The organism is Pseudomonas sp. MPDS (assembly GCF_013283895.1).
Lineage (GTDB): Bacteria > Pseudomonadota > Gammaproteobacteria > Pseudomonadales > Pseudomonadaceae > Aquipseudomonas > Aquipseudomonas rhizophila.
On sequence record NZ_CP054128.1, the window covers coordinates 4,593,276 to 4,615,138 of the forward strand.

At 59.7% G+C, this 21,863-nt stretch carries 17 protein-coding genes; all 17 read right to left on the bottom strand.

Going from position 1 to position 21,863, the window contains the following annotated elements; translation table 11 throughout:
- Positions 1-111 precede the first annotated feature (111 nt).
- The 17 genes from HQ912_RS20180 to HQ912_RS20260 all read right to left on the bottom strand — a co-directional run bounded on the left by HQ912_RS20180 (position 112) and on the right by HQ912_RS20260 (position 21,856).
- Positions 112-381 (bottom strand): hypothetical protein, encoded by a 270-nt coding sequence (locus tag HQ912_RS20180; protein ID WP_173407215.1) that lies wholly within the window; start codon positions 379-381, stop codon positions 112-114.
- Positions 378-1,670, bottom strand: a complete 1,293-nt coding sequence (locus HQ912_RS20185) for a motility associated factor glycosyltransferase family protein (RefSeq protein WP_047226236.1) — start codon at positions 1,668-1,670, stop codon at positions 378-380. The genes HQ912_RS20180 and HQ912_RS20185 overlap by 4 nt, the downstream gene beginning before the upstream one ends.
- An 83-nt stretch (positions 1,671-1,753) precedes the next feature.
- Positions 1,754-2,680 (bottom strand): ketoacyl-ACP synthase III, encoded by a 927-nt coding sequence (locus HQ912_RS20190; protein WP_047226235.1) that lies wholly within the window; start codon positions 2,678-2,680, stop codon positions 1,754-1,756.
- A gap of 196 nt (positions 2,681-2,876) precedes the next feature.
- A complete protein-coding gene (gene pseI, locus HQ912_RS20195; protein WP_173407216.1) occupies positions 2,877-3,929 on the bottom strand; it encodes a pseudaminic acid synthase in 1,053 nt (350 codons plus the stop codon).
- Positions 3,922-5,427 carry a UDP-2,4-diacetamido-2,4,6-trideoxy-beta-L-altropyranose hydrolase gene (gene pseG, locus HQ912_RS20200; RefSeq protein WP_173407217.1) on the bottom strand — a complete coding sequence of 502 codons (1,506 nt, stop codon included), beginning with the start codon at positions 5,425-5,427 and terminating at the stop codon, positions 3,922-3,924. The genes pseI and pseG overlap by 8 nt, the downstream gene beginning before the upstream one ends.
- On the bottom strand, positions 5,424-6,125 hold the full coding sequence (pseF, locus tag HQ912_RS20205) for a pseudaminic acid cytidylyltransferase (protein WP_047226232.1): 702 nt from the start codon (positions 6,123-6,125) through the stop codon (positions 5,424-5,426). The genes pseG and pseF overlap by 4 nt, the downstream gene beginning before the upstream one ends.
- Before the next feature lie 4 nt (positions 6,126-6,129).
- Positions 6,130-7,290, bottom strand: coding sequence for a UDP-4-amino-4,6-dideoxy-N-acetyl-beta-L-altrosamine transaminase (gene pseC / locus HQ912_RS20210; RefSeq protein ID WP_107322126.1), 1,161 nt, complete (start codon positions 7,288-7,290; stop codon positions 6,130-6,132).
- Positions 7,287-8,288: a UDP-N-acetylglucosamine 4,6-dehydratase (inverting) gene (pseB, locus tag HQ912_RS20215; RefSeq protein ID WP_173407218.1), complete on the bottom strand. Its 1,002-nt coding sequence runs from the start codon at positions 8,286-8,288 to the stop codon at positions 7,287-7,289. The genes pseC and pseB overlap by 4 nt, the downstream gene beginning before the upstream one ends.
- 25 nt (positions 8,289-8,313) lie before the next feature.
- Complete coding sequence (locus tag HQ912_RS20220; protein WP_173407219.1) at positions 8,314-11,247, bottom strand: TIGR00180 family glycosyltransferase; 2,934 nt, start codon at positions 11,245-11,247, stop codon at positions 8,314-8,316.
- 50 nt (positions 11,248-11,297) lie between these two features.
- Positions 11,298-12,035, bottom strand: coding sequence for a cephalosporin hydroxylase family protein (locus HQ912_RS20225; protein ID WP_047226228.1), 738 nt, complete (start codon positions 12,033-12,035; stop codon positions 11,298-11,300).
- Positions 12,036-12,050: 15 nt separating this feature from the next.
- On the bottom strand, positions 12,051-13,121 hold the full coding sequence (locus HQ912_RS20230) for a class I SAM-dependent methyltransferase (RefSeq protein ID WP_173407220.1): 1,071 nt from the start codon (positions 13,119-13,121) through the stop codon (positions 12,051-12,053).
- A complete protein-coding gene (locus HQ912_RS20235) occupies positions 13,111-13,980 on the bottom strand; it encodes an NAD-dependent epimerase/dehydratase family protein (protein WP_173407221.1) in 870 nt (289 codons plus the stop codon). Before HQ912_RS20235 ends, HQ912_RS20230 begins: the two co-directional genes overlap by 11 nt.
- On the bottom strand, positions 13,980-14,540 hold the full coding sequence (rfbC, locus tag HQ912_RS20240) for a dTDP-4-dehydrorhamnose 3,5-epimerase (protein ID WP_173407222.1): 561 nt from the start codon (positions 14,538-14,540) through the stop codon (positions 13,980-13,982). Before rfbC ends, HQ912_RS20235 begins: the two co-directional genes overlap by 1 nt.
- Positions 14,537-15,619, bottom strand: a complete 1,083-nt coding sequence (gene rfbG, locus HQ912_RS20245) for a CDP-glucose 4,6-dehydratase (RefSeq protein ID WP_107322122.1) — start codon at positions 15,617-15,619, stop codon at positions 14,537-14,539. Before rfbG ends, rfbC begins: the two co-directional genes overlap by 4 nt.
- The gene (rfbF, locus tag HQ912_RS20250) at positions 15,601-16,374 is read right to left on the bottom strand and encodes a glucose-1-phosphate cytidylyltransferase (protein ID WP_076385852.1); all 774 of its coding nucleotides are present in this window, start codon (positions 16,372-16,374) and stop codon (positions 15,601-15,603) included. The genes rfbG and rfbF overlap by 19 nt, the downstream gene beginning before the upstream one ends.
- A 256-nt stretch (positions 16,375-16,630) precedes the next feature.
- Positions 16,631-20,197: a glycosyltransferase gene (locus HQ912_RS20255; RefSeq protein WP_107322121.1), complete on the bottom strand. Its 3,567-nt coding sequence runs from the start codon at positions 20,195-20,197 to the stop codon at positions 16,631-16,633.
- Positions 20,198-20,290: 93 nt separating this feature from the next.
- Positions 20,291-21,856, bottom strand: coding sequence for a flagellar hook-associated protein 3 (locus HQ912_RS20260; protein WP_047226221.1), 1,566 nt, complete (start codon positions 21,854-21,856; stop codon positions 20,291-20,293).
- Between the last annotated feature and the right edge of the window lie 7 nt (positions 21,857-21,863).

Here is a 21,863-nt window from a genome sequence, read left to right on the forward strand (position 1 = left end):
CCCCTCGTAAATCAAGGACTTGGCAGCGCTCAGAAGGTAAAAAAATGACGTCAGGGAAATGCCGGAGCCGCCATTCGTCCAGGCAGCGGCCCGGGCGGAGGGGAAAAAGACTTAAACCGCCTGACCAGCGGTCAATAGCTCAACCAACTCGAACTCCAGATAATCCGCCAGCGAAAGCCAGTTCTGAGCCTGCTGATTGTTGAACATCAAGCCAAGCAAACCGCCCCACGCTGACTGGACATCGCCAGGCATAAGCGCGACAAAAGGCTGGGCCGCCTCGACCACTGCAACCATCGCCAGTCCCGCCTCGACATCGCGGCCAAGACGAAACAGCCGAGCACACCCGCGCGCGTCTTCGATGACCACCTCAAGGCCGCTCATCGCACAAACTCCGGATGAAAAGCAGTGCCCACGATCATCGCTCCGTCTCGACTGCTGTTATAGAAGCGCACCTGAGGGTGCCCGGCGACAAATCGCTCCAGCTCACACAAATAGCTACGGAAGTTGAGCTGAGTCTTGACCCGCTGGCCATGGCCATCAAGCACCCAGTGCCTGGATGCGTCCAACTGTGGCCCCAGGTCGCCGTCGCCCCAACCCGCATGGGTCTTGTCATGGGGAAAAGCGAAATCGGCTCCGAACAAAGTGACCTGCTCTGCGCCCATCCTGACGGCCAGGTCCACGGCCGGATGAATCACGCTGCCACCTACGTACAACTCGCCCCGAGGCAGTTGCTGGCGCATTTGATGATAGACAGGGCTGGCGGAATAACCGGCATAACGGCGGCCCTGCCAGGCTTCAATCACCGATGGGTCCGCCATTGGCAGGTAAACCAGTGCAATGGCACCGGTGTCTTCGGGCGGAAGGTGGCGCGCCGAAATGCGTTGATCAATGCTGACCACGATATCCGGTCGGATGCCCTGGATGATCAAGGGCCGATAGGCCGTATCGACACAGATCAATAGCGGCCGCTCGGCTTGGCTATTCAAGCCGCGCAACCGCTCGAAGTGCTGTTCGAGACTTGGCCCGGTGGCGATGACAAAAACTTCGCGTCCATTGAGGGTGCCAAACAGCTCGGCGACATCGCGATCCCTTTGCACGAGACCGAAGGTGGATTGCAGACGCTCGATGATCTCCGGAGCCCGTGGGTCGAATTCCCGGTTGTTGAAGGCCAGATGCGTTTCACTGATCAGCCGGTCGCGTATCTTCGCGTTGAAATCGTCGGCCAGCACCAGTTCGGCGGGCAGGGCGAAAAACGGCAACTGGAGTTCCGCCAGATCGCCGGCGTAAAGCATTTCGACACGCGGGTCAGCAAGCCATGACGACTGGTCCAGCAACTGCAACACAAGGGCGAACACTGAGCCATTGAGGATATGCACGTACAGATGTTCAACCTCTGCCTGCTCCAGCAGCCGGTTTTGCAGATCCCCCAGCCCGGTGCCATAGACATGCACCGCAGTGGCGTCTGGCGGCAGGCTGCCGGCTTGCAGGTCGGCTTCGGCGAGACGGTCATGCCGGCTGGTCAGCTGGATGCCGTTGATGCTAAGGGTCGAACCCAGGCCCTCCACCAGATCGGCCTGCAACTCACCGGCATTCTCCAGCAGCAGCCGCTGGGCCACGGCCGGCCAACGTTGCTCGATCACCTGGAAATTGCGCTCAAAGAACTCGCTCATGGCGTCTCGCTTTTCCATCAGGCAAAAAATAGCGTTCAAGGTTACACCTTGGACGCTATTTTTTGTGCTCGGGCTTTAACGGCTCAAGGACGATAAATGATCGCCGAGCCCCAGGACAGGCCCACGCCAAAACCACTTAACGCCACGCGTTTCCAGTCGGAATCGAGCACGTGCTTTTCCAGCAGCAATGGAATGCTCGACGACACGGTGTTCCCGGTCTCGACCATATCCTTGATGAACTTCTCCGGCTCGCCTTCGAAACGCCGCGCCACCGCATCGACAATCGCCGCACTGCCCTGGTGAATGCAGAACGCATCGATGTCGCTGGCTTGCAGATCGGAATCGGCGAGCAACTCATGCAAATGAGCCGGAACCTTGATCAAGGCGAAATTGAACACTTGGCGACCGTTCATGAAGAACACCCCGTCGCTGACCTTCAGGTGCGGCGCACCGGAACCGTCGGTGCCGAACTTGGCCTTGCCCAGGTGCCACGGTGCATCCTCGCCCATCCAGGTAGCGGTGGCGGCGTCTCCAAACAACATCGTGGTGTTGCGATCTTCCGGATCAACGATTTTCGAATACGGGTCCGCCGTTATCAGCAGGCCATTCTTCAGGCCGGCGGCTTCCATGAAGCCCTTGATGGCGTAGATGCCATAGACATAACCCGAGCAGCCCAGGGAGATATCAAACGCTGCGACAGTGGTCGGCAAACCCAGCTTGTCCTGAACGATGGCCGCCGTGTGAGGCAAGCCTTCTTCGTCGCCGTTCTGGGTAACGACGATCAGTACATCGACAGATTCACGTTTCAGGCCGGGATTGTTGGCAAACAGCGCATTGGCCGCTTCTACACACAGGTCCGAGGTTTCCTGCCCGTCATCCTTGCGCGGCAAGAAGGCGGAACCGATCTTGCCCAGGATGAACTCTTCATCCTTGTCGAACTTCGCACCTTGTGCGTAATTATCCACGCCGGCTACAGGAACGTAGCTCGCAATGCCTTTTATGCCAATCATTACGGCTTCCCAATTAAAAACAGCCCAATACCACCGCTCGCAAGGATTCGAGGGGCGCCGACAAACGGGAAGTGTAAAGGGCTATCACTGGGCCTGATAAGGGCCAGGCGCCATCTTCCCGGTCAATACAATACAGTGAAGATGCGCGTTATGACTCACAGGTCACGCGATTTTACTGATTAGCTCGATCACAAAGCTATTCAACCAGTGCCCAACCCAGGGGAGTACCCCGCGCGATCGCCTGGCGCGCGTGCCGGCCCATCACGGCGTCCGCATGCTTGGGAGCCAGTCCCAGACCCGGGCGGATGGCCCGCAGGTTCTGCGGTGTAAACGCATCACCAGGGTTCATGTCTTGCGTCACGTACAGCGAACGACGATAGACCAGCGACTTGCGCTCAGCCTCCGTCACGCCATAGTGCACCTGCCCAAGCGCCTGCCAGGCGCGCTCGGTTTCGATCACCAGCGCCGCCAGTTCCGCCGGTTCCAGCGAGAAACTGGCGTCCACTCCGCCGGCGGCGCGGTCAAGAGTGAAATGTTTTTCCACCACGGTGGCGCCCAACGCCACGGCGGCGACAGACACCCCGACGCCCATGGAATGGTCCGACAAGCCCACCTCACAGCCGAACAATTCTCGCAAATGAGCAATGGTGCGCACGTTGCTGTTGGCCGGCGTGGCCGGATAGGTGCTGGTGCATTTGAGCAGCACCAGATCCTTGCAGCCGGCTTGGCGGGCGGCACGCACGGTTTCGTCGAGTTCTGCGATGCTGGCCATGCCGGTGGAAATGATCAACGGCTTGCCGGTGGCGGCGACCCGACGGATCAGCGGCAGGTCCGTGTTTTCGAAACTGGCGATCTTGTAGGCCGGCACCTCCAGACTCTCGAGGAAATCCACGGCTGTCTCGTCAAACGGCGTCGAGAACGCCAGCATGCCCAGCGCCTTGGCCCGGGCGAAAATCGGCGCATGCCATTCCCACGGTGTATGAGCCTTTTCGTACAAGTCATAAAGCGAGGTCCCGGCCCACAAGCTGTTGGGGTCCTTGATGAAGAACTCACCTTCGCTCAAATCCAGCGTCATGGTATCGGCGGTGTAGGTTTGAAGCTTCAAGGCGTGGGCACCGGCCCGGGCGGCGGCCTCGACGATCTGCAACGCCACGTCCAAGGACTGGTTATGGTTGCCGCTCATCTCGGCAATGATGAACGGTGGCACCTGCGACCCGATGCTGCGGTGGCCGATCTTGAAACTACTCATGGGGGTGATCCTTCAATACACGCGTAAACACGCAGGTACTTTGAATAAAACCGGCCTGCCGAAACAGGTTCAGGGATGCTTGATTACCGGGCAGTATTTGCGCGGTGAGAGTCCGCAGTTGAGGCCAATGGGCGCTGGCAAAGGCTTCGCCATGGGCCAGCAGCGCCCTGCCCCACCCCAGCCCCAGGCGACTTTCGAACAGATAAATCGACACCAGCGCCTCGGTGCCTTGCAAGTCATAACGTAACGCGCCCACGGGCCCGTCCGTGGTTTCACCGATCAGCAACAGGCGCTGTGCGTTCACCAAGCTTGCTTGCAGCCATTGGCAATGGCCGTCCCAGTCAATGATCGACGTATCCAGCGATACGCGGCGCACGGCCTCGGCGTTACGTCCGTCAAAAAGCAGCCGGGCGTCGGCTTGCGTGGCCGGGCGAATCCGCAGCAAAGCACCGGCCAGCGTCGCTGCGACCCTTTTTGCGCCCAAGCCATCGACCAATTGCCGTGAGCGCTGGGCCAAACTACAGCGCATGCCGTGATTGTCCGCAACGAACCCGATGGCTTGGCGCAACTGCTCGATGCTGACCGTCTCCCGAGGTCCGAGATAAACGTGTGCGCCGAACGTCGCCATAACCTCGCCATTGGCCTGCTGATTGTTCGACACCGCAATGCAAATCGTAGGCAGGCCCATCGCGGCGCGTTCCCAACTGGTACCTCCACCGGCGCCGACGAACAGGTCCGCCTCGAACATGAGCTGATGAAAGTTGCGCACGAAACTGTGCAACCGCCAGCGCGGCCGAGTCGCCACTATCGCCTGCATCTGAGCCCAGGCCGGGTTGTCGGCACCGGCGACAAAATCGACGTCAAGATCATCAAAATCCGCCAGCGCTTGCATGGCGTGATGGGTTTGCATCGCGGCATCAAACCCGCCGAAGTTAACCAGTACCCGTCTGACCTTGGGTTTTGGCTCAATCGCCCGACCACAAAACTCATCACGCAACAACGCGTACCGCGGCCCGAGCAGCGTCTGGCAGTGCTCGGGTAATAGCCCTGCGTACGCGGCCCGGGTGCCGGACAGGTTCTGATTGAGCAGTAGATCGACGCTATAGGCACGTGTTGCCAGGTCGTCCAGGGCCATGATCCGGGGCGCAAAGCGCCGTGCGGCGGTTTGCCAATGATGGTCCAGGCCATAATGGTCGACGATGATCCAGTCGAAACGCTGCTGAGCGCGCAAGGCCTGTTCCAACGCAGTGATATCCGCCTGCCAGGGCAGCAACGACTCGATCGCCTGCAGCGGGTCCTCGCCGGGATAAAGATCCGGCAAGGCAAATGTTTCGAAGCCCTCGGTTTCTAGTGCCTGTAATCGATGCCCTGACAGCGAGCGACAGGCAAACGCGACGTGCGCTCCCTGCCCACGCAACACGCGAGCCAGCGTCAGACAGCGAGCAATGTGCCCGCTGCCAATGGTTGGCGAGGCGTCCGCGCGAATCAGCACCCTCATTGCAGTTCCCCGCCTGCTTTCAAGGCGGCGTAGAGGTATTCGGCCCGCTTCCAGTCTTCAGGGGTATCGATGTCCTGCACCAGATGGCGGGGCAGAATCACCGGCAGGCTGTTGGGGGAAAACAGCACGTCCCCCCGCAACCAGGCCTCCCGACGCCCCCAATAAAACTGGCCGGCATCCTGGAAAGCTTCCGGCAGGTCCTGAGAGCGAGTGTCGCGAAACTGCGGATAAAGCGGGGTCAGCGCGCCCTGCTCATCCAGGGTCAAGGCCCGTTGGACGGGAAAACCAAAACCGGTCACTGAAAACGCGAACGACTTGTCAGGGTGCTCGCGCAACAACTCAAATCCCTCACACAGGAACCGCGCCTGCAACAGCGGCGCAGTGGCATAAATACAACAGGCGAAATCGAACGACCGCTCGCGCAACTCGCCCACCGCATGGGCAATCACCGCTGCCGTTCCGGTGAAATCATCAGCCAGCGCGGCCGGACGCATGAACGGTACCCGCGCGCCATGAACCTGCGCCAGCTCGGCGATTTCTTCGTCATCGGTGCTGACAATCACCTCAGCGAACAGCCCCGAGGCCAGAGCCGTGCGAATCGAGTGGACAATGATGGGTACGCCAGCGAACAGCTTCAGGTTTTTGCGTGCAATCCGCTTGCTGCCGCCCCGGGCGGGAATGATCGCGATGGCGTTCACCTCGTTACTCCTCAAGCAATCGGCGCAGCTGCTCGACCACATAGTCCTGCTGTTCATCACTGAGGGAAGGAAACATGGGCAAGCTGATGGCTTCGCTGTAATAACGTTCGGCCTGGGGAAAATCACCTGTGGCGAATCCCAGGTCACGGTAATACGGTTGCAAATGAACTGGAATGTAATGCAGGTTTACGCCAATCCCGGCCGCACGCAAGCCCTCGAATACCTGAAGGTGGCTCAGGGTGATGCCATCGAGTTGCAGGCGCACCACATACAAATGCCAGGCCGACTCCGCCTCGGGCTGTAAGCCGGGCAAGGTCAATGGCAAACCGCCCAGCAAACGATGGTATCGCGCTGCCAGCTCACGGCGCCGTGCGATGAACCCGTCCAGCTTGTTCAACTGCGAGAGTCCCAGCGCGGCCTGCAGATCTGTCATGCGGTAATTGAAACCCAACTCGACTTGCTGGTAATACCACGGTCCATGGCTGGGCTCGGTCATTTGGCCGACCTCGCGGGTCATTCCATGGCTGCGCAGGCGTTGCAGGCGCTGTGCCAGGTCCGGGCGATTGGTCAGGACCATGCCGCCTTCGGCGCTGGTGATGATTTTCACCGGGTGGAAACTGAACACCGTCATGTCCGCGAATTCACCACAGCCCACCGGCCGGCCCGCATAAGACGCCCCCACTGCATGGGAAGCATCCTCGATCACTGTGAAGCCGTATCGCTCCGATAGCTGGCCGATTCTACGCATGTCACAGCTTTGCCCCGAGAACGCCACCGCCACCAACACCTTGGGCAGCGTTCCATCGCGCTCGGCCTCTTCAAGCTTTGTGGTAAGGGCATCGGCATCGAGATTCCAGGTCAGCAGATCGATATCGACAAAATCGACCTGCGCACCGCAATAACGCCCGCAGTTGGCCGAGGCCAAGAACGTATTGGGGGTGGTCCATAAACAATCACCTGGCCCCAGCCCCGCCGCCACGCAGGCAATGTGCAGCGCGGCGGTCGCATTGCACACCGCCACGGCGTGATCGGCCTGGCAACGAAGGGCCATGGCCTGTTCGAAACGCTCAAGCGCCGGCCCCTGGGTCAGCCAATCGGAGCGCAATACCGCGACCACCGCATCGATGTCAGCTTGATCGAGGCTTTGCCGCCCGTAGGGAATCATGTCGGCAACCGGGCATGAAGGTCGGCAATCTGATCAACCGACAAAAAGTGCGGATTGGTGTCGGAGCGATATTCAAAGTCCTCCGCCACCGGCTTGCCGCACTCCCCCAGATTGTCCAGCGCGAAATCCACATCCACGCTGGTGAAGCGAATCGACGGCTGGATGGTGTAGTGATCGGCAAACTCGATGGTCATGCGCGCGTCATCGAGCGGCACCATTAGCTCATGGAGTTTTTCGCCAGGACGAATTCCAACGTTCTTGTGAGGCAAATGCCCAGCCATGCCCAACGCCAGATCGACGATACGAATCGACGGAATCTTTGGCACGAATACTTCACCGCCGTGCATGCGGGCAAAGCTGTCGAGCACAAACTGCACGCCGTGGTCGAGGGTGATCCAGAAGCGGGTCATGCGTTCATCGGTGATCGGCAGCTGCGTCGCACCCTCTGCGATCAACTTGCTGAAGAACGGCACCACCGAGCCTCGCGAACCGGCGACATTGCCATAGCGCACCACGGCAAACCGGGTCTGCTGCTCACCCGCGATATTGTTGGCCGCCACGAACAGTTTGTCCGACAGCAACTTGGTCGCGCCATACAGGTTGATTGGACTGGCCGCTTTGTCGGTGGACAGCGCAACGACTTTTTTCACACCGTTATCAATGGCCGCCGCAATGATGTTCTCGGCGCCATTGACGTTGGTGCGAATGCATTCGGTGGGATTGTATTCCGCCGCCGGCACCTGTTTGAGGGCGGCCGCGTGCACCACGTAGTCAATCCCGCGCATAGCCTGGCGCAAACGGTCGGCGTCACGCACGTCCCCCAGGAAATAACGCATGCACGGGGCATTGAAGGTTTGTTGCATCTCGTACTGCTTGAGTTCGTCGCGAGAAAACACCACCACACGCTTGGGCTGGTACTGCTCCAGCAACCGGCGGATGAAATTGCGCCCGAACGAACCGGTGCCGCCTGAGATGAAAATCGATTTGCCGTTGAACATACCTGATTCCTTTTGCCTGGCAGGCTTATGCGAGCAACCGCGACCAATCGACAGCCGTAGCAGTGCCCAGCGCAAAGCCGGTGCCGGTCAAGGCCAAATTGGGGTTACGGGCCGGATCGTGTTCAAAGCGCGCCTGCCATTTGTCCTGCAGAGCGCCGGCAGCCTGTGGCGCTTGGGCGAATGTGCCGGGGTGCAGCATCTGGGCCTGAGGGGTCCAGACGGTGAGATAACCCGCATCGGCCGCTTTCAGGCACAGATCGACATCGGCTAACGCGTCAGCGAAGTGCTCCTCGTCCAGGCCGTCCACGGCTTCGAACAGCTCCTTGCGGATCATCAGGCAAGCGCCCGACACCGCCGAGTAGCTCTGCTCCACCTGATGACCGTTGAGGTAGCCCTTGGCGTCCTTGCGTTCGCCAACAAACACCGAGCCCACCTGGCCGTCGGGTTTAAGCACCAGACCGGCCTGGGTGGTGACACCGCGGATGTCCATCTGTTTGCTGCCGACGATCCCCACTTCAGGCCGCTGGGCCTGGTTGAGCAGACTGTCGAGCCAGTTGGCATTGATCACTTGCACCTGGGCCGACAGCAGCACCAGATAGTCACCTTTGGCCTGGCCGCTGGCCCAGTTGTACAACGCCGAAGTACTCAAGCGCCGGTCGCTGCGCAGGATGCTAATCCGGTCGCCCTTGCCTTCCAGGCTATCCAGCCACTGGATCAGGTCTTCGGATTGGCTGTGATTGTCGGCAATCACGATTTCATGACGATGGTAGCGGGTACGCTGCAGCACGCTGACCAACGCCTGTTGGATGTGTTCGAAGTTGTCGCGGCTCTCAAGGATGATCGACACCAGCGGCCGTTCGGCGTGCTGGTAATCGATCTGGTAGGTCAGCGGCTGGGCCGTAGTGACCTGGGCGCGATAACCCCGGGCAGTCAAGTGACGGGTCAACACCTGACGCTCTTGAGGGTTTTCTTCCTGCGTCGGGGCGTTGCAGATCAACAACGGCTCGGCCAGATGCGCCAGGCCACTGAGCCCTTCGTCCTCGATCAGACGCAACAGCAGGTCCAGTTCCAGGGCCTGGGTGTATTGCGCGGTAAAACCACCGACTTGGGTCAGCACTTCACGGCGAATCAGCCAGTGCCGCGCCATCAACGAAGGCACCGATTGCAACAGATCAAGGTTGACCCCCGGACGGAATACGTCGGTGAGGCCGCCATCGGCCTTGCGCTGGATTTCATCCATGGCCACCGCGCGCACGCCCTCGGCACCGATCAGTTCGAGGCTGGCGCGCAGCAGGCCGCTTTGGGTGAACTGGTCACCGGCTTCGGCCAGCAACAGCCAGTCGGCGGTGGATTGCCCGACGATCTGATTGATGCGCTCGACGTAATTGGTGGTGCTGACTTTGACGAAGTGCACGGTGTCACGCGCGGTGGTGGTCGCCGGCAAGTCACCCGTGGTGAACACCACGACGTTGAATGCTTTGCAATGGCCATTGACCAGGCTGTCGAAGGTAGCCTGCAACTTGAACATGTCAGCGTCCAGATCCAGCAACAGGATGCCAAACCGCGGCCCGCCCTGATGTTCGGCCAGGTGGGCGGCGATGGACTTGAGTTGCTGTTCATCAGGGTTACGTGCTTCAAGCCAGCTCAACAAGCGGCCGGAGTGCATGTTCTCCAGTAACCGGCGATCCTGCTGCCCCGGCACCGAGTCCAGACGCTCGAGCCAGGCCTGCAATTTCACCGCCTCTTCAGGCTCGTCGCTGTTCTTCAACGACTCGGCCAGGCGCTTGACCACGGTACGGTTGAACGCATAAAGACCTTGGGCTTCCCACAAGCGGCTGCGTATCGTGCGTTCGTTGTCGTTGGGTTGCACCTGCATCAATTCGTACTGGCGCAGCAGGATGCCTTCCAGTTGCTGAAGCTGAAGGCGACCGGCCGGCATTGCATGCAGCAGGAATTCAAACTGGGTCAGCAGATCGAAAACCCTCTGATTATAAAATGGCATTTCGACAAACTGCTGTGGGCCAAACGAACGTATCGGCTCGCCCCCTGCTTCCAGCCAGGCCGAACGAATGATCTGTGTACCTTTGAGTGAGCGCCCCTGCTGCAAGCAGTCAGCCATGGCCGCAAAACTGTCCAAAGCAATCTGTTTGATACGCTCCGGAGCCTGCTCGGTAAGCTGGGTAGGCACGGATGCCAGGAACTCGGCGAACTGTTCACGCTCGGCAACGCTTTTGGCATCCTTGAAGGTGAGCACGGTCAACACATTGGTGTTGTGTTCGGAACCGCCGTAGTTGAGTTCGCGCACGGCGAACGGAATCGGCAAGATCCGCGCCTTGGCGCACGCCAACAAGTAAAAGGTATGACCGATTTCCTGCCATTCGAAACTGGTGCCTGGCGGCAGCATGCCGTACCACTGCTGCAGCAGGTCGGTGCGGGTCACGGCGTAGAACGGCGGAAGGAACTGATCCATGAAACGGATCACACGGTCCTCGGCCAGTTCGCTGTTGTAGTCCTCATGCACCTTGCGATCACGACGGAAGTAGCAGACTTCTGTGGCGCAGGACAAATACATGATCCCGTAGCCATGGCACAGGCCATAGTCAGGATTGGCTTCGAGGAACTCCACCGATTCGGTCAAGGCATCGTGCAGCAGGAAATCGTCATCGGCGGCGAACACCATGTAGGGCGTCGTGACCTGATTGACGCCGTACACCAGCTTGTCTTGCAGCCCCTTGTAAGTGAACTGAGGCAAGTGCCGGTAATCGACCGAGGGAAAGTCCCGGGCAATTTGCTCATCGCGCTCGACCGATGAATCGAGCACCAGCACCGAACACGGATAGCCGCTGTAGTAATGCAATGTCCGGCGCAGGAAAGCACTGCGGTTGTGGGAGATCACCACCACTGTGAACCGCTCGTTCAGCGGTGCCACGTTGCTTTGAGCATTGTTTCGAACCTGCATATTTCCTGTCCCCACAACCTGCCAGACGCCAATGATTTGATACGGATGAATTAACGAACCCGGCGCAGATAGCCATCCGGTGCAACGGTGATCAGCAGCTTGTTCTGCAACTGCCGGTCAATTTCGAAATCGCCATTTTCCTCGAGGTATTTCCACACCGCGGTTTTCGGGTTGTCGCCCGGGCCCCATGGACGATCCGGGAAAAAGTCCGCCGGCATGTCCTCGACCACCGTGTCCATCACCACGCAATAGCTGCCTACCGAAACCAGCGGCGCGTACAGACGCAGTTCTTCGAGCACATGGTCGTGGGTGTGGTTGGAATCGAGCACCAGGATGACTTTCTTGCCTTTGGCCGCTGCATGGACCTGCTCGGCGATAGCCGCATCGATGCTCGAACCCTCGATCATCGAGATGCGTTTGCTCATCGGGTGGTTTTCGATGGCTTCACGGTTATGCGGGCGGATATCCAGGTCGATGCCCAGCACTTCACCGTGGCCTTGCAGTTCCAGCAACGAGGCGTAGTAGATGATCGAACCGCCGTGGGCGATGCCGCACTCGATGATCAGGTCAGGCTTGATCTGCCAGATCAGTTCCTGCATGGCCATCATGTCCTGCGGCAACTGGATGATCGGCCGGCCCATCCAGGAAAAATGGTAGCTGTACTTGTGGCGGGCCGATTCGTTGAAGAACTCCTTGGCCAGCGCAACGACTTTCTCGTCTTGGCCTTGAGCTGAGATTTCAGCCTGGCATTGGGCTTCGAAAGTTTTATGAAGAGTATTGTCGGTCATGTTCGAATCTCGCGGTTATTGGAACGAAGCGCTGTCAACGGCGTGATAGACGTATCGCCCACCGGTCATCCGCTTGATCTCTTCGAAGTAATTGGAATTCATCACAAACAGATTGGCGCCTTCAGGCAAGGTGTCCATCGCCTCCTGGGGGGAGGACACTCGCACACCACTCAGAGGCAAGTAGCGCCCCTGCTTGGTTGGATTGATATCCACCACGCGATCCACTGCCACACCTGCACGTTGCAGCGCTAATGAATAGATCACGCCTTTGGAGGACGCGCCCCAGATCGCCGAACCTTGCTCAGGCGCGCCCCGGATGATCTGCACGGCACGGTCGAGGCTGGCGGTGAAGTTTTCAGGCAGCATCAGCGGCTGTGGTGCCTCGGCGGGTGTGCTGCGCAAAGTGGAAAGATCCGCAACGATGTAAAGGTATTGGCCGCCGAATAAATGACCCGCCTCGTGCACCGTCCCGAACATTGCGCGCAAATCGGCGAGGCGAAAGTAATTCACGTGTTCGTAGAACACATCGAACCAGGCGCTGTGCTCGACAATCCAGTCGAAACACGGAACTTCGATATAAATCTGTCCGCCCTGGTTGGCAGCGGCGATTTCAGCCAGAAAACCGACCGGATTGCTGATGTGCTCCAGCACATGGCGCAACACAATGGCATCAGCCGCCATCCCCAACTCCCGACTGAAGGGAGCCTTGATCACATCAGGGTTGTCACCTTCATAGGAAGGATCGATCCCGGTGATGGCGTAGCCCATGCCTCGCAGCATCTCGAGGAAATAACCTTTGCCGCAGCCAACTTCAATCAGGCTTTTGTCTTTGAAATGTCGCGCCAGGATCGCTTCGACGTCATTCAGGTGCTGTTGAAACTGCACTGAGTGGGCCTGCTCGTTTTGATAGTCGACGTCATAACTGAGTTTGCTCGCGTCGAATGCCTGATTGAAGATCAGACCGCTCTGGCTGTCCTGCACCAGCACGATATCCGCGCTGGCCGACGCCTGAGCCTGTTCGGCAGTGGCAAATGTGCGGTTCTGCAGAATCGGCAGTCCGCTCGCCCGATACAGTTCATGCTGCATGATCTTCTCTCCTGAGCTGCGAAATCCGCTGAGCATCACCCCAAAACGCCATGGGCTCATGCCCCGAGTACCCGTAGTGCCCCAGGTTCAAGGCGATGGCCGACTGGCGCTCACGCACTCGCTGTTCAACCAGAGCCCGCACCGACACCGGATGACCACTGCAACAGTTGATCACCCCATCGACATCGCGCCGCGCAATCAGCGAGGCCAATTGAGAAGCGGCTTGTCCGATTTCCAGGTAATCGCGCAACTGGTCGCCCGCAGACATGTTGAACTGCGCATCACCTTCGTTGATCGCCCGATCGAGACTGGCCAACAGACTGTTAGGGTTCTGTCCCTCGCCGTGCAAATAAAACAGGCGTGCCCACTGCAACGTAAAGGCGCGCTCGCGCTGCAAGGCTTCAAGGAACCGGTGCAAAGTATGTTTCGCCAGGCCATACGGCGTGCAAGGCTGTGCGATCACCGTCTCGCTCAATGGGCCACTTTGCAGCCCGTATTCGAAACAGGTACCGGTGACCAGCACATGGCTGACACCAGCCTCGATCACGCGCTTGAGAAACGCGTAGTCCAAAGGCAAGGTTCGCTCGAAATGGAACAGCGCCTGATAGTTCGGCAGGCCTGGCCAAGCCAGATGCGCGATGGCCTCGACCCCGTCAGTCAGAGCGGCCACGTCCAGGTCCGGTGCGTGGATGTCTGCCGTGCGGAACTCCACATCATCAAACCATGGCATGGCACGCGCGATTTCGACGTTTCGGCCAGAAGCTCGAACCTTGAAGCCTTTAGCGAGTAAAGCACTGACCAGATGCCGACCGACAAAGCCGGTGGCTCCCGTAACCAGTACGGTCGAGGAATGCCCCATTACAGCTCAACTCCACTGAAGTCTTTGTCCAGCAACGGATGACTCGCGTCTTTGGCCGACAGGTTTTTAACCGGCAACGGCCAGGGTATAGACAGTGCAGGGTCAATCACCGAAAGGCCGGCTTCATGATCCGGAGCGTAGTCAGCATCGGTCAGGTACAGCACTTCAGCGTCATCAGTGAGGGCTTGGAAACCATGAGCGAAACCGGCAGGAATCAGCAAACTGCGGCCGTCATCGGCTTGCAGCTCCTCGGCATGCCACTGCAGGTAGGTTGGGGATTGCGGCCGCAAGTCGACCACCACGTCCCATACCGCGCCCCGGACGCAAGTAATCAGCTTGGACTCTGCATATCCGGGCTTTTGGTAGTGCAGACCGCGAACGCTACCTTTTTCGACCGTACGTGAATGGTTGATCTGGCGAATAGCGAATGGACGTCCCTGAAGCGTGAGGCGGGACTGACAGAACAATCGGGCAAAACGGCCCCGATCATCGCAGAAGACTTTTTGCCGGATCAGATACAAGCCTTCCAGCGCCAACGCCTGAAGGGTGAAATCAGTCATAACCGACCTCTGTAGAGATTCAATTGATTCAGAGTTATCGCACGCATGTCATCGCCGTTCTGCCACGCCAAATGCCAATCGAGAGTCTGGGCAAGACACTGCTGCAGCGACCAACGCGGTTGCCAACCCAGCAACTGTCGGGCACGGCTGCTGTCCAGGCGCAACAGGCCGGCTTCATGCAAAGCACTCGGTTCGATCCGTAGGCCCGGCGCCAGCGGCCAGCGTTCGGCGAGCAACTGGACGACTTCGCCGACGCTGCACATGTCGGCCTCGCCGGGGCCAAAGTTCCAGGCACCGGCAAACTCCGGGCCTTGCTCATAGAGCCGCGCGGCCAATTGCAGGTAACCGGCCAGCGGCTCCAGGGCGTGCTGCCAGGGGCGTACGGCCTGGGGATAACGCAGCGTCACCGGTTCGTCCGCCGACCAGGCCTTGAGCACGTCCGGGATCAGCCGTTCAGGGGCGAAGTCACCGCCGCCCAGCACATTACCGGCCCGGGCCGTGGCCAGGGCCAGGCCGTGTTCGGCGTAACGATCGGCGGAGAAAAACGAGGCGGCATAAGACTGCGCCAGCAACTCGCAGCAGGCCTTACTGCTGCTGTAAGGATCATGGCCACCCAGGGCTTCGTTTTCGCGGTAGGGCCACAGCCATTCCTGATTGGCGTAGACCTTATCGGTAGTGACCAGAACACAGGCACGCACGCCGCCGATCTGGCGGACCGCTTCGAGCAGGTTCAGGGTGCCCATGACGTTACTGGAATAAGTGCCCAGCGGATCGCGATAACCCTCGCGTACCAATGGTTGAGCCGCCAGGTGCAGGACGATCTGCGGCTGCACGTCGGCGAGCACTTCCAGCAACGCGCCGAGGTCGCGCAAATCACCGCGCCGATCATCGATGCCCTCGCCTACCCGTGCCAGCTCGAACAGGTTGGGTTCGGTGGCCGGATCCAGGGAAAAACCACTGACCCGAGCGCCCAGGCTTTGCAGCCACAGCGCCAGCCAACTGCCCTTGAAACCGGTGTGGCCGGTGACCAGCACCCGCTTGCCGTGCCAGAACTCCGGGCTCAACCCCATTGTTTCCATGGGGCCTCCCCGCTTTGCCACAGGGCCTCAAGATGATTTTTATCGCGCAGGGTGTCCATCGGGTGCCAGAAACCGTCGTGCTGGAACGCCTGCAGTTGCTGTTCCGTTGCCAACGCTGCCAGCGGCTCGGCCTCCCAGGAAGTCTGATCGTCAGCAATGTAAGGCAGGACCTTCGGCGAGAGGACAAAAAAACCACCGTTGATCCAGCCACCGTCACCCCGAGGTTTTTCGGTGAAACCCAGGACGCTATCGCCGTCACGCTCCAGCGCACCGTAACGTCCAGGAGGCTGGACTGCCGTCACCGTGGCGAGCTTGCCGTGCGCCAGGTGAAAATCCACCAGCGCACCGATGTTGAGGTCCGAGACGCCGTCGCCATAGGTAAAGCAAAACGCCTCTTCGTTTTCCAGATAACGCGCCGCCCGCCGCAGCCGGCCGCCGGTCATGGTGTCTTCACCGGTGTCGATCAAGGTCACGCGCCACGGCTCGCTGTAGTTCTGGTGAACGTCCATGCGGTTGTTGCACATGTCGAACGTGACATCGGAGGTGTGCAGGAAGTAGTTGGCGAAGAAGTCCTTGATGGCGTAGCCCTTGTAGCCCAGGCAAATGACGAAGTCGTGGATTCCATGAGCGGAATACTGCTTCATGATGTGCCAAAGAATTGGCTTGCCACCGATTTCGATCATCGGTTTTGGCTTGAGGTGCGACTCCTCGCTGATCCGCGTGCCGAGACCACCTGCCAAGATAACTGCCTTCATCGTCTCCCCTCTTGTTCATCACCGGGCTCGGCCAAGCGTTGTTTCGCTCTGCGGGCGCGGGGATTACACCTTCGATGCCGATCCGGGCGCCGCGGAATGCCGCAAGCGCTCGTTTTATGGCGATATGAGGGGGGCTTGCAGGAAACGCGCCAGCTCGCCGGAGGGGATTTGAATCAAAACAGGGTTGAATACTGATCTTAGTGGCGAGGGAATTTTATCCCCTCGCCACAGGCTTTCCGGCCCAAACAGCTCATGCTCAGTCCGGCAACCAGCCCCACAACCAATGCTGCAAGTTGTCGCCGCTGAGCATGAAATCACGAAGCACCGCTTCGCGCAGTTCATCGCCCATGCGGTAGCTGGCGTCAGGGTCGGCCAGGTGCATGCGGATTGCCGCGATCCATTCCTCGGTACTGTTGCTGCGCACCTTGGTACACGGCAGGAAGCCGTCGTAGGCCTTGGTGTCGGTGCAGATCACCGGGTAGCCGCAGGCGCCGTATTCCAGCAAGCGCAGGTTGCTCTTGCAGTCGTTGAAGATGTGGAACTCCAGCGGCGCCAGCGCCAGGTCAAGGTTCAGGCTGGCCAGTTTGAACGGGTAAGTCTGCAACCCGACGGAGCCGTGGAACTCATGAATGTAGGGGCGTAACGCGTCCGGGCACATCCCGAAGAACACCCACTCCACCTCATTGGCCAGTTCGCGGACGACGTCGGCAATGATTTCCAGGTCACCGCTGTGGCTGGTCCCGCCGCCCCAGCCAACCCGCGGCTTGGAAGATGTTCCGCGCCGGCTGGTCAACCGGGTCCACGGTTCGGGCGGCAGCATGTTGGGCACTACCCGAATTTCGCTATGCATGCTCGACAAGGCATCGGCCAGCGCCTGGGTCGTCACCACCACCCGGTCACACAAGCCAATTCCCTCGCGCAGCATCTGCTCGGTGTTGACCGGTTTGTTACGGGCGTGAGTATTTTTCTTGGGGGCACTGACGACGTAATCGTCGAGCTCGAAAATCCGCAAGGCGCCGGAGTACTTCTTCATCCGCAGGATGTCACCGGCAGCGCCTTCGCTGTAGCGCCCCTGCAAAACGATGGTATCCGGGGACAGCCGCTCGATTTCCACGGTCGAAGGCGACTCGTAGGCCACCCGGGCGATCACCCGCCCGCTGGCTTCGAGTTCGGCCAGCGGGGCGGTGACCCGATAGTGGCCGACCGCGGTGGAGTTGACCGGCAGTCCCAGTACCAAGGGCAATGCACGGGTGCAGAACGGATTCCAGTTATTGCGCAGTGACGGTTCCAGACTGAAACTGGAAGCCCCAAGACTCAAGGCAGGACTGTAAGCCGGGTCACGAGCAATCTGCGGCAACCATTTGCGATAGAAAACTTCGCGTTCGCGCTCCTGCAACACTTCTTCCGGCTGGGCTGACGATTGCCCGGTCGTTTGCATGACGCTGGCGTAGGGTGTCCAGACCACCAGGTAGCCATCTTTACCTGCACGCAAGCACAAATCGACGTCACTGAGGCCCTGGGTGAACGTCGCGTCATCGAGACAACCCAGCTCCTCGAACACCTGCTTGCGCACTATCAGGCAGTCGCTGCTGACCGAACTCCAGTTCTGGGTCGTATGCAGACGTTGCATGTAGCCACGAGAGGTCGCGGACTCACCGTAAAATGGTGATCCCACCGGCCCGGCCAACCCGAGAATCTGCCCACCACCGACAATCGTGCCCTGGGGGCTGAGTATCCTTGCGCCGACCACCGCGACTTCCGGACGCAGGGCATGGTTGATCATCTCGTCCAACCAGTCACTTTCGCAAATGACAATCTGCGGGCTCAGCAGCAACAGGTAGTCGCCCCGGGCCTGGCTCGCGGCAAAGTTACGCACCGAGGCGTCATTGTCGTCACCGGCGTAGCGAAGCACGCGCAGCATGCTCGCGCCCAGCTGCGCCATGTCCTCGAGCCAGCTAAGCATGGCCGAATCCCGGACGCCGCTGTCCACGATCAGGATTTCATAGTGCGTATAGGCAGTGCGCTCGATCAGGCTTTCGCAGCAGCGCTGCAAGGCTGCCAGTGAATCACCCGTGCGCAGGATGATCGACACCAACGGACGGGTGCCGTAGCGGTAGTCGATGCGATTGATCAGCGGCAACACATCCTGGCGAATCTCGTGAGGTGCGCCAATACGCTCCAGGTGAGCGCCGACCATAGGAGCGTTGCCCTCGATCACCTCGGGCCACGACAACCACTGGGCGAAGCTCAGTGTGGATTCAACCTGGATCTCGGCAATGTGTTCGATGGTTTGCGGGCCGGCCTCTTCCACCAGCCGCCAGAGCAGATCGTGAGGCGCCAGCTCACCGCGAGCCGGGTCGAACCCGCCCAGGGTCATGAAGCGTTCACGCTCGAAGGCCAGGGCCCGACCGACGTAGGGATAGGCGCGCATCAGGTCGAGGTTGAAATCAGGCTTGAACACCGGCTCGATGGACTCGCCGTTTACCAGCGCGCCTTCGTCGCTGTAAGCGCAGAGAATTCCGCTCTTGCCCGCCACGCGTTCGGCCAGGATCAACAACGCTGAATCACGGAGGGTATCGCCAGCACGCAGAAGATAGAACCAATGTGCGCCCTCCAACTGCGCAACGATGGCATTGAGTTGCCGCGCCCAGTCGGACTGATAAGGCAACTGCAACACCCGATCATTGACCTCACAACGGGCGTCGGAAAGCACCACGACAGCCTGGGCCGGATAGAGCTGGCCCTCTATGCTGCGCAGCGTGGTCGCCAATGCCACGTCGTCGCCGGCACTGTCGATGACAATCGGCACGATGTTCGGACGCAATGGCCAACTGTCGATGCGCGCAGGCATGACACGCTGCTCGACCTCGCTGAAGCGACGAATCGACAGCCACTCGCTGTAGAACTCGGCATAACTCTCGCTCTGGGCACCTACCCGGCCATTGACGACCGTATTGCGATTGCCCAGCACGCGGGTCACACATAATTCCTGCCAGGCGTGAGGCTGATCGGTGACTTTGTCCAGATCAACGCAACGCACCCAGCCAGAGGCCGGAGCCGCTTCACCGTTGCGTGCGGCGAGCATCTGCGCCAACCATTGCCACTCCACTTTCGCAGCCTTGAGCATTTCAGCAGTCTTGCTCAAACGCTCAGGGTACAAGCGCTCGATACTCAAAACCGTATTGAGCGCTGCCAGGTTACCGCGGCGCATCAGACAGACAAACAAGGCAAAGTCGAGGGTGGCAACGAAACCGGCTCCGCCCTGGACCAGCGCTGGCAGCAGCTCGAGCACATCGGCCCGGCGCATCAGGGCGGAACTGAAATTACCAACGAAATTAGTCGGCGTGCTCTCGAAAATCGCCAGCATGTCATCGCCCTTGAGCAGGGCATCGTTCGGCGAGAATCGGCAATTGTCGACGCGAGGCGGCAGGATGAAGTTGCCAGCGTCACACAACAAGCGAAGGGCAAATACCACGCTGGCATCGGCGTGATCGATCAGCACCTGGGCCTGCATCGCAATGCTCGGCGCAAACAGCCGATCATCGTCGCACAGCACTTTGATGAACTCGCCCCTGGCCTCTTCGACACAACGCAACAGGTTGCCCTGAAGCCCCAGTCGCTGCGGATTTCGCAGATAGCGGATCGGATGGGACGGCTCAGTGAAGGAATCGACTATCCGGCGAATCTCATCGCCAGGCGAATCGTCACAAACAACGATTTCAATCTGCTCGTAAGTCTGGGCCAGGGCACTGAGCAGTGCCTGATCGAAGAACCGGGGGTTGTACGCAGGAATGACAATACTGACGAGGGGCAATGGTTTCACGGCGAAAACTCTCGAGCGGCGGGCCCCGACCTTTTCAGGCCGGAGCCCCGGAACCGCTTAAAAAAGACGGTTGGCGGCTCGGTCGATACCGGCTCAGATCTTGTTGAACAGGCCCAGTTGGGTGATCTTGCTGAAAGCCAGTTGCGAGGCTTGCAGCATGGTCTGTTGCAACGTCAAGCGGGTCATCACTTCGGCCGGATCGGAATCGCGGATCGACGATTGGGTCTGGCTATTGGCCAACAACAGGCTCTGGTTCGTGTCGCTTTGGGTTTCCAGAGCCTGACCACGCCCACCTACCGAACTCAAGGCGCTGGACAACTGATCGGTGCCGCTGGCCAGGTTGCCAATACCGGAGGCCAGCGAAGCCTGCAGCTTTTGCAGCGCAATCGGATCGTTGTTGGTTGGCGTGCTCAACGCGGTTTTCAGTTGGTTCACGGTGTCCAGAATGTTCTGGGTCTCGTGAGTATTGACCGCGATGCTGAACTGATCGTCCGCACCGGGCGTACCGTCCAGGGTGAAGCTCACGCCCGAGGCGGTGGCCACGTTGCCGGCCAGGGTGCCGCTGGACACCGGCTGGCTGTTGGCGGTCAACGGCGCGGCGTACAGGTCGAAGTCGGTGGCGCTGGTGAACTTCAATACGGCCGAACCGGTAGGGAAACTGGCGTGATACGCCACCGGGTCGGTGATCTCGCTGCCCGTGACCTGGACGGTGGTCGGGTTGCCCGGGCTGCGGGTCGCGGCAAAGGTGTCCGGCTTGGCGGCCAGGGTGAAGGTATGGCCCGGCAACACGGTATTGGCATCATCACCGGTTTGCAGATTGATGTTCAGGGTCAGTTCCAGACCACGGAACTGCACCGCCTGACCTTTTTTGCTGCTGGGATCAAAAGCGCCGCCCTGGCTGGCTTCGGCGGTGACGTCGTTGCCGCCGGAGTCGGTGATTCTCAGCTGCGTGCCGCTGGTGAATTCCACGGTATAGGGTTCGCCGCTGCGGAATTTGCTGTTGTAGCTGACACTGGACGAGACCTGACCATTGGACAGCACCACGCGACCATCGTCCACCGCCGGCGCGGTCATGGTGACCTGGCTGCGGCTGGTGTTGACGGCCTGCTGGAACACTTCCCAGCCGGTGCTGTTGGTGGCCATCGACATGGTATCGCCGACCGGCAGGTCGAGGGTCACCTGGTCACCGTTGTAACTGTAGCTGCCATCGTTGTTGCGGGTGAACGGGATGGTGTCGCCCTTGGAACCGGCAAAAATGTACTTGCCGTTTTCGTCCTTGCTGTTCATCAGGCTGAGCAACTGCTCTTCGATCTGCGCCAGCTCCGAGGCGTTGGCCTGGCGGTCGGCGTCGGTGTAGCCAGCGTTGCCGGCACCGACGGCCAATTCCTTGGCGCGCTGCAGCACGTTGCCAATGCTGGTCATCACCGCTTCAGTGGTGCCCAGCGTCGCCTTGATGGTGTTGGCGTTGGTTTCGTACTGAGCCAGCATCGAGGCCTGTGTGCCCAGTTGCAGCAGACGTGAAGCCCCTACCGGGTCATCGGCAGCGGTATTGACGCGCACCAGGCTGCTGGCCTCTTCGCTGGTCTTGACCACATTGGCGAAGTTTTTCTGATAGTTCGCAGCCGTGGATTCGTAAAACTGGGCGGTAGAAATTCGCATGGGCTAC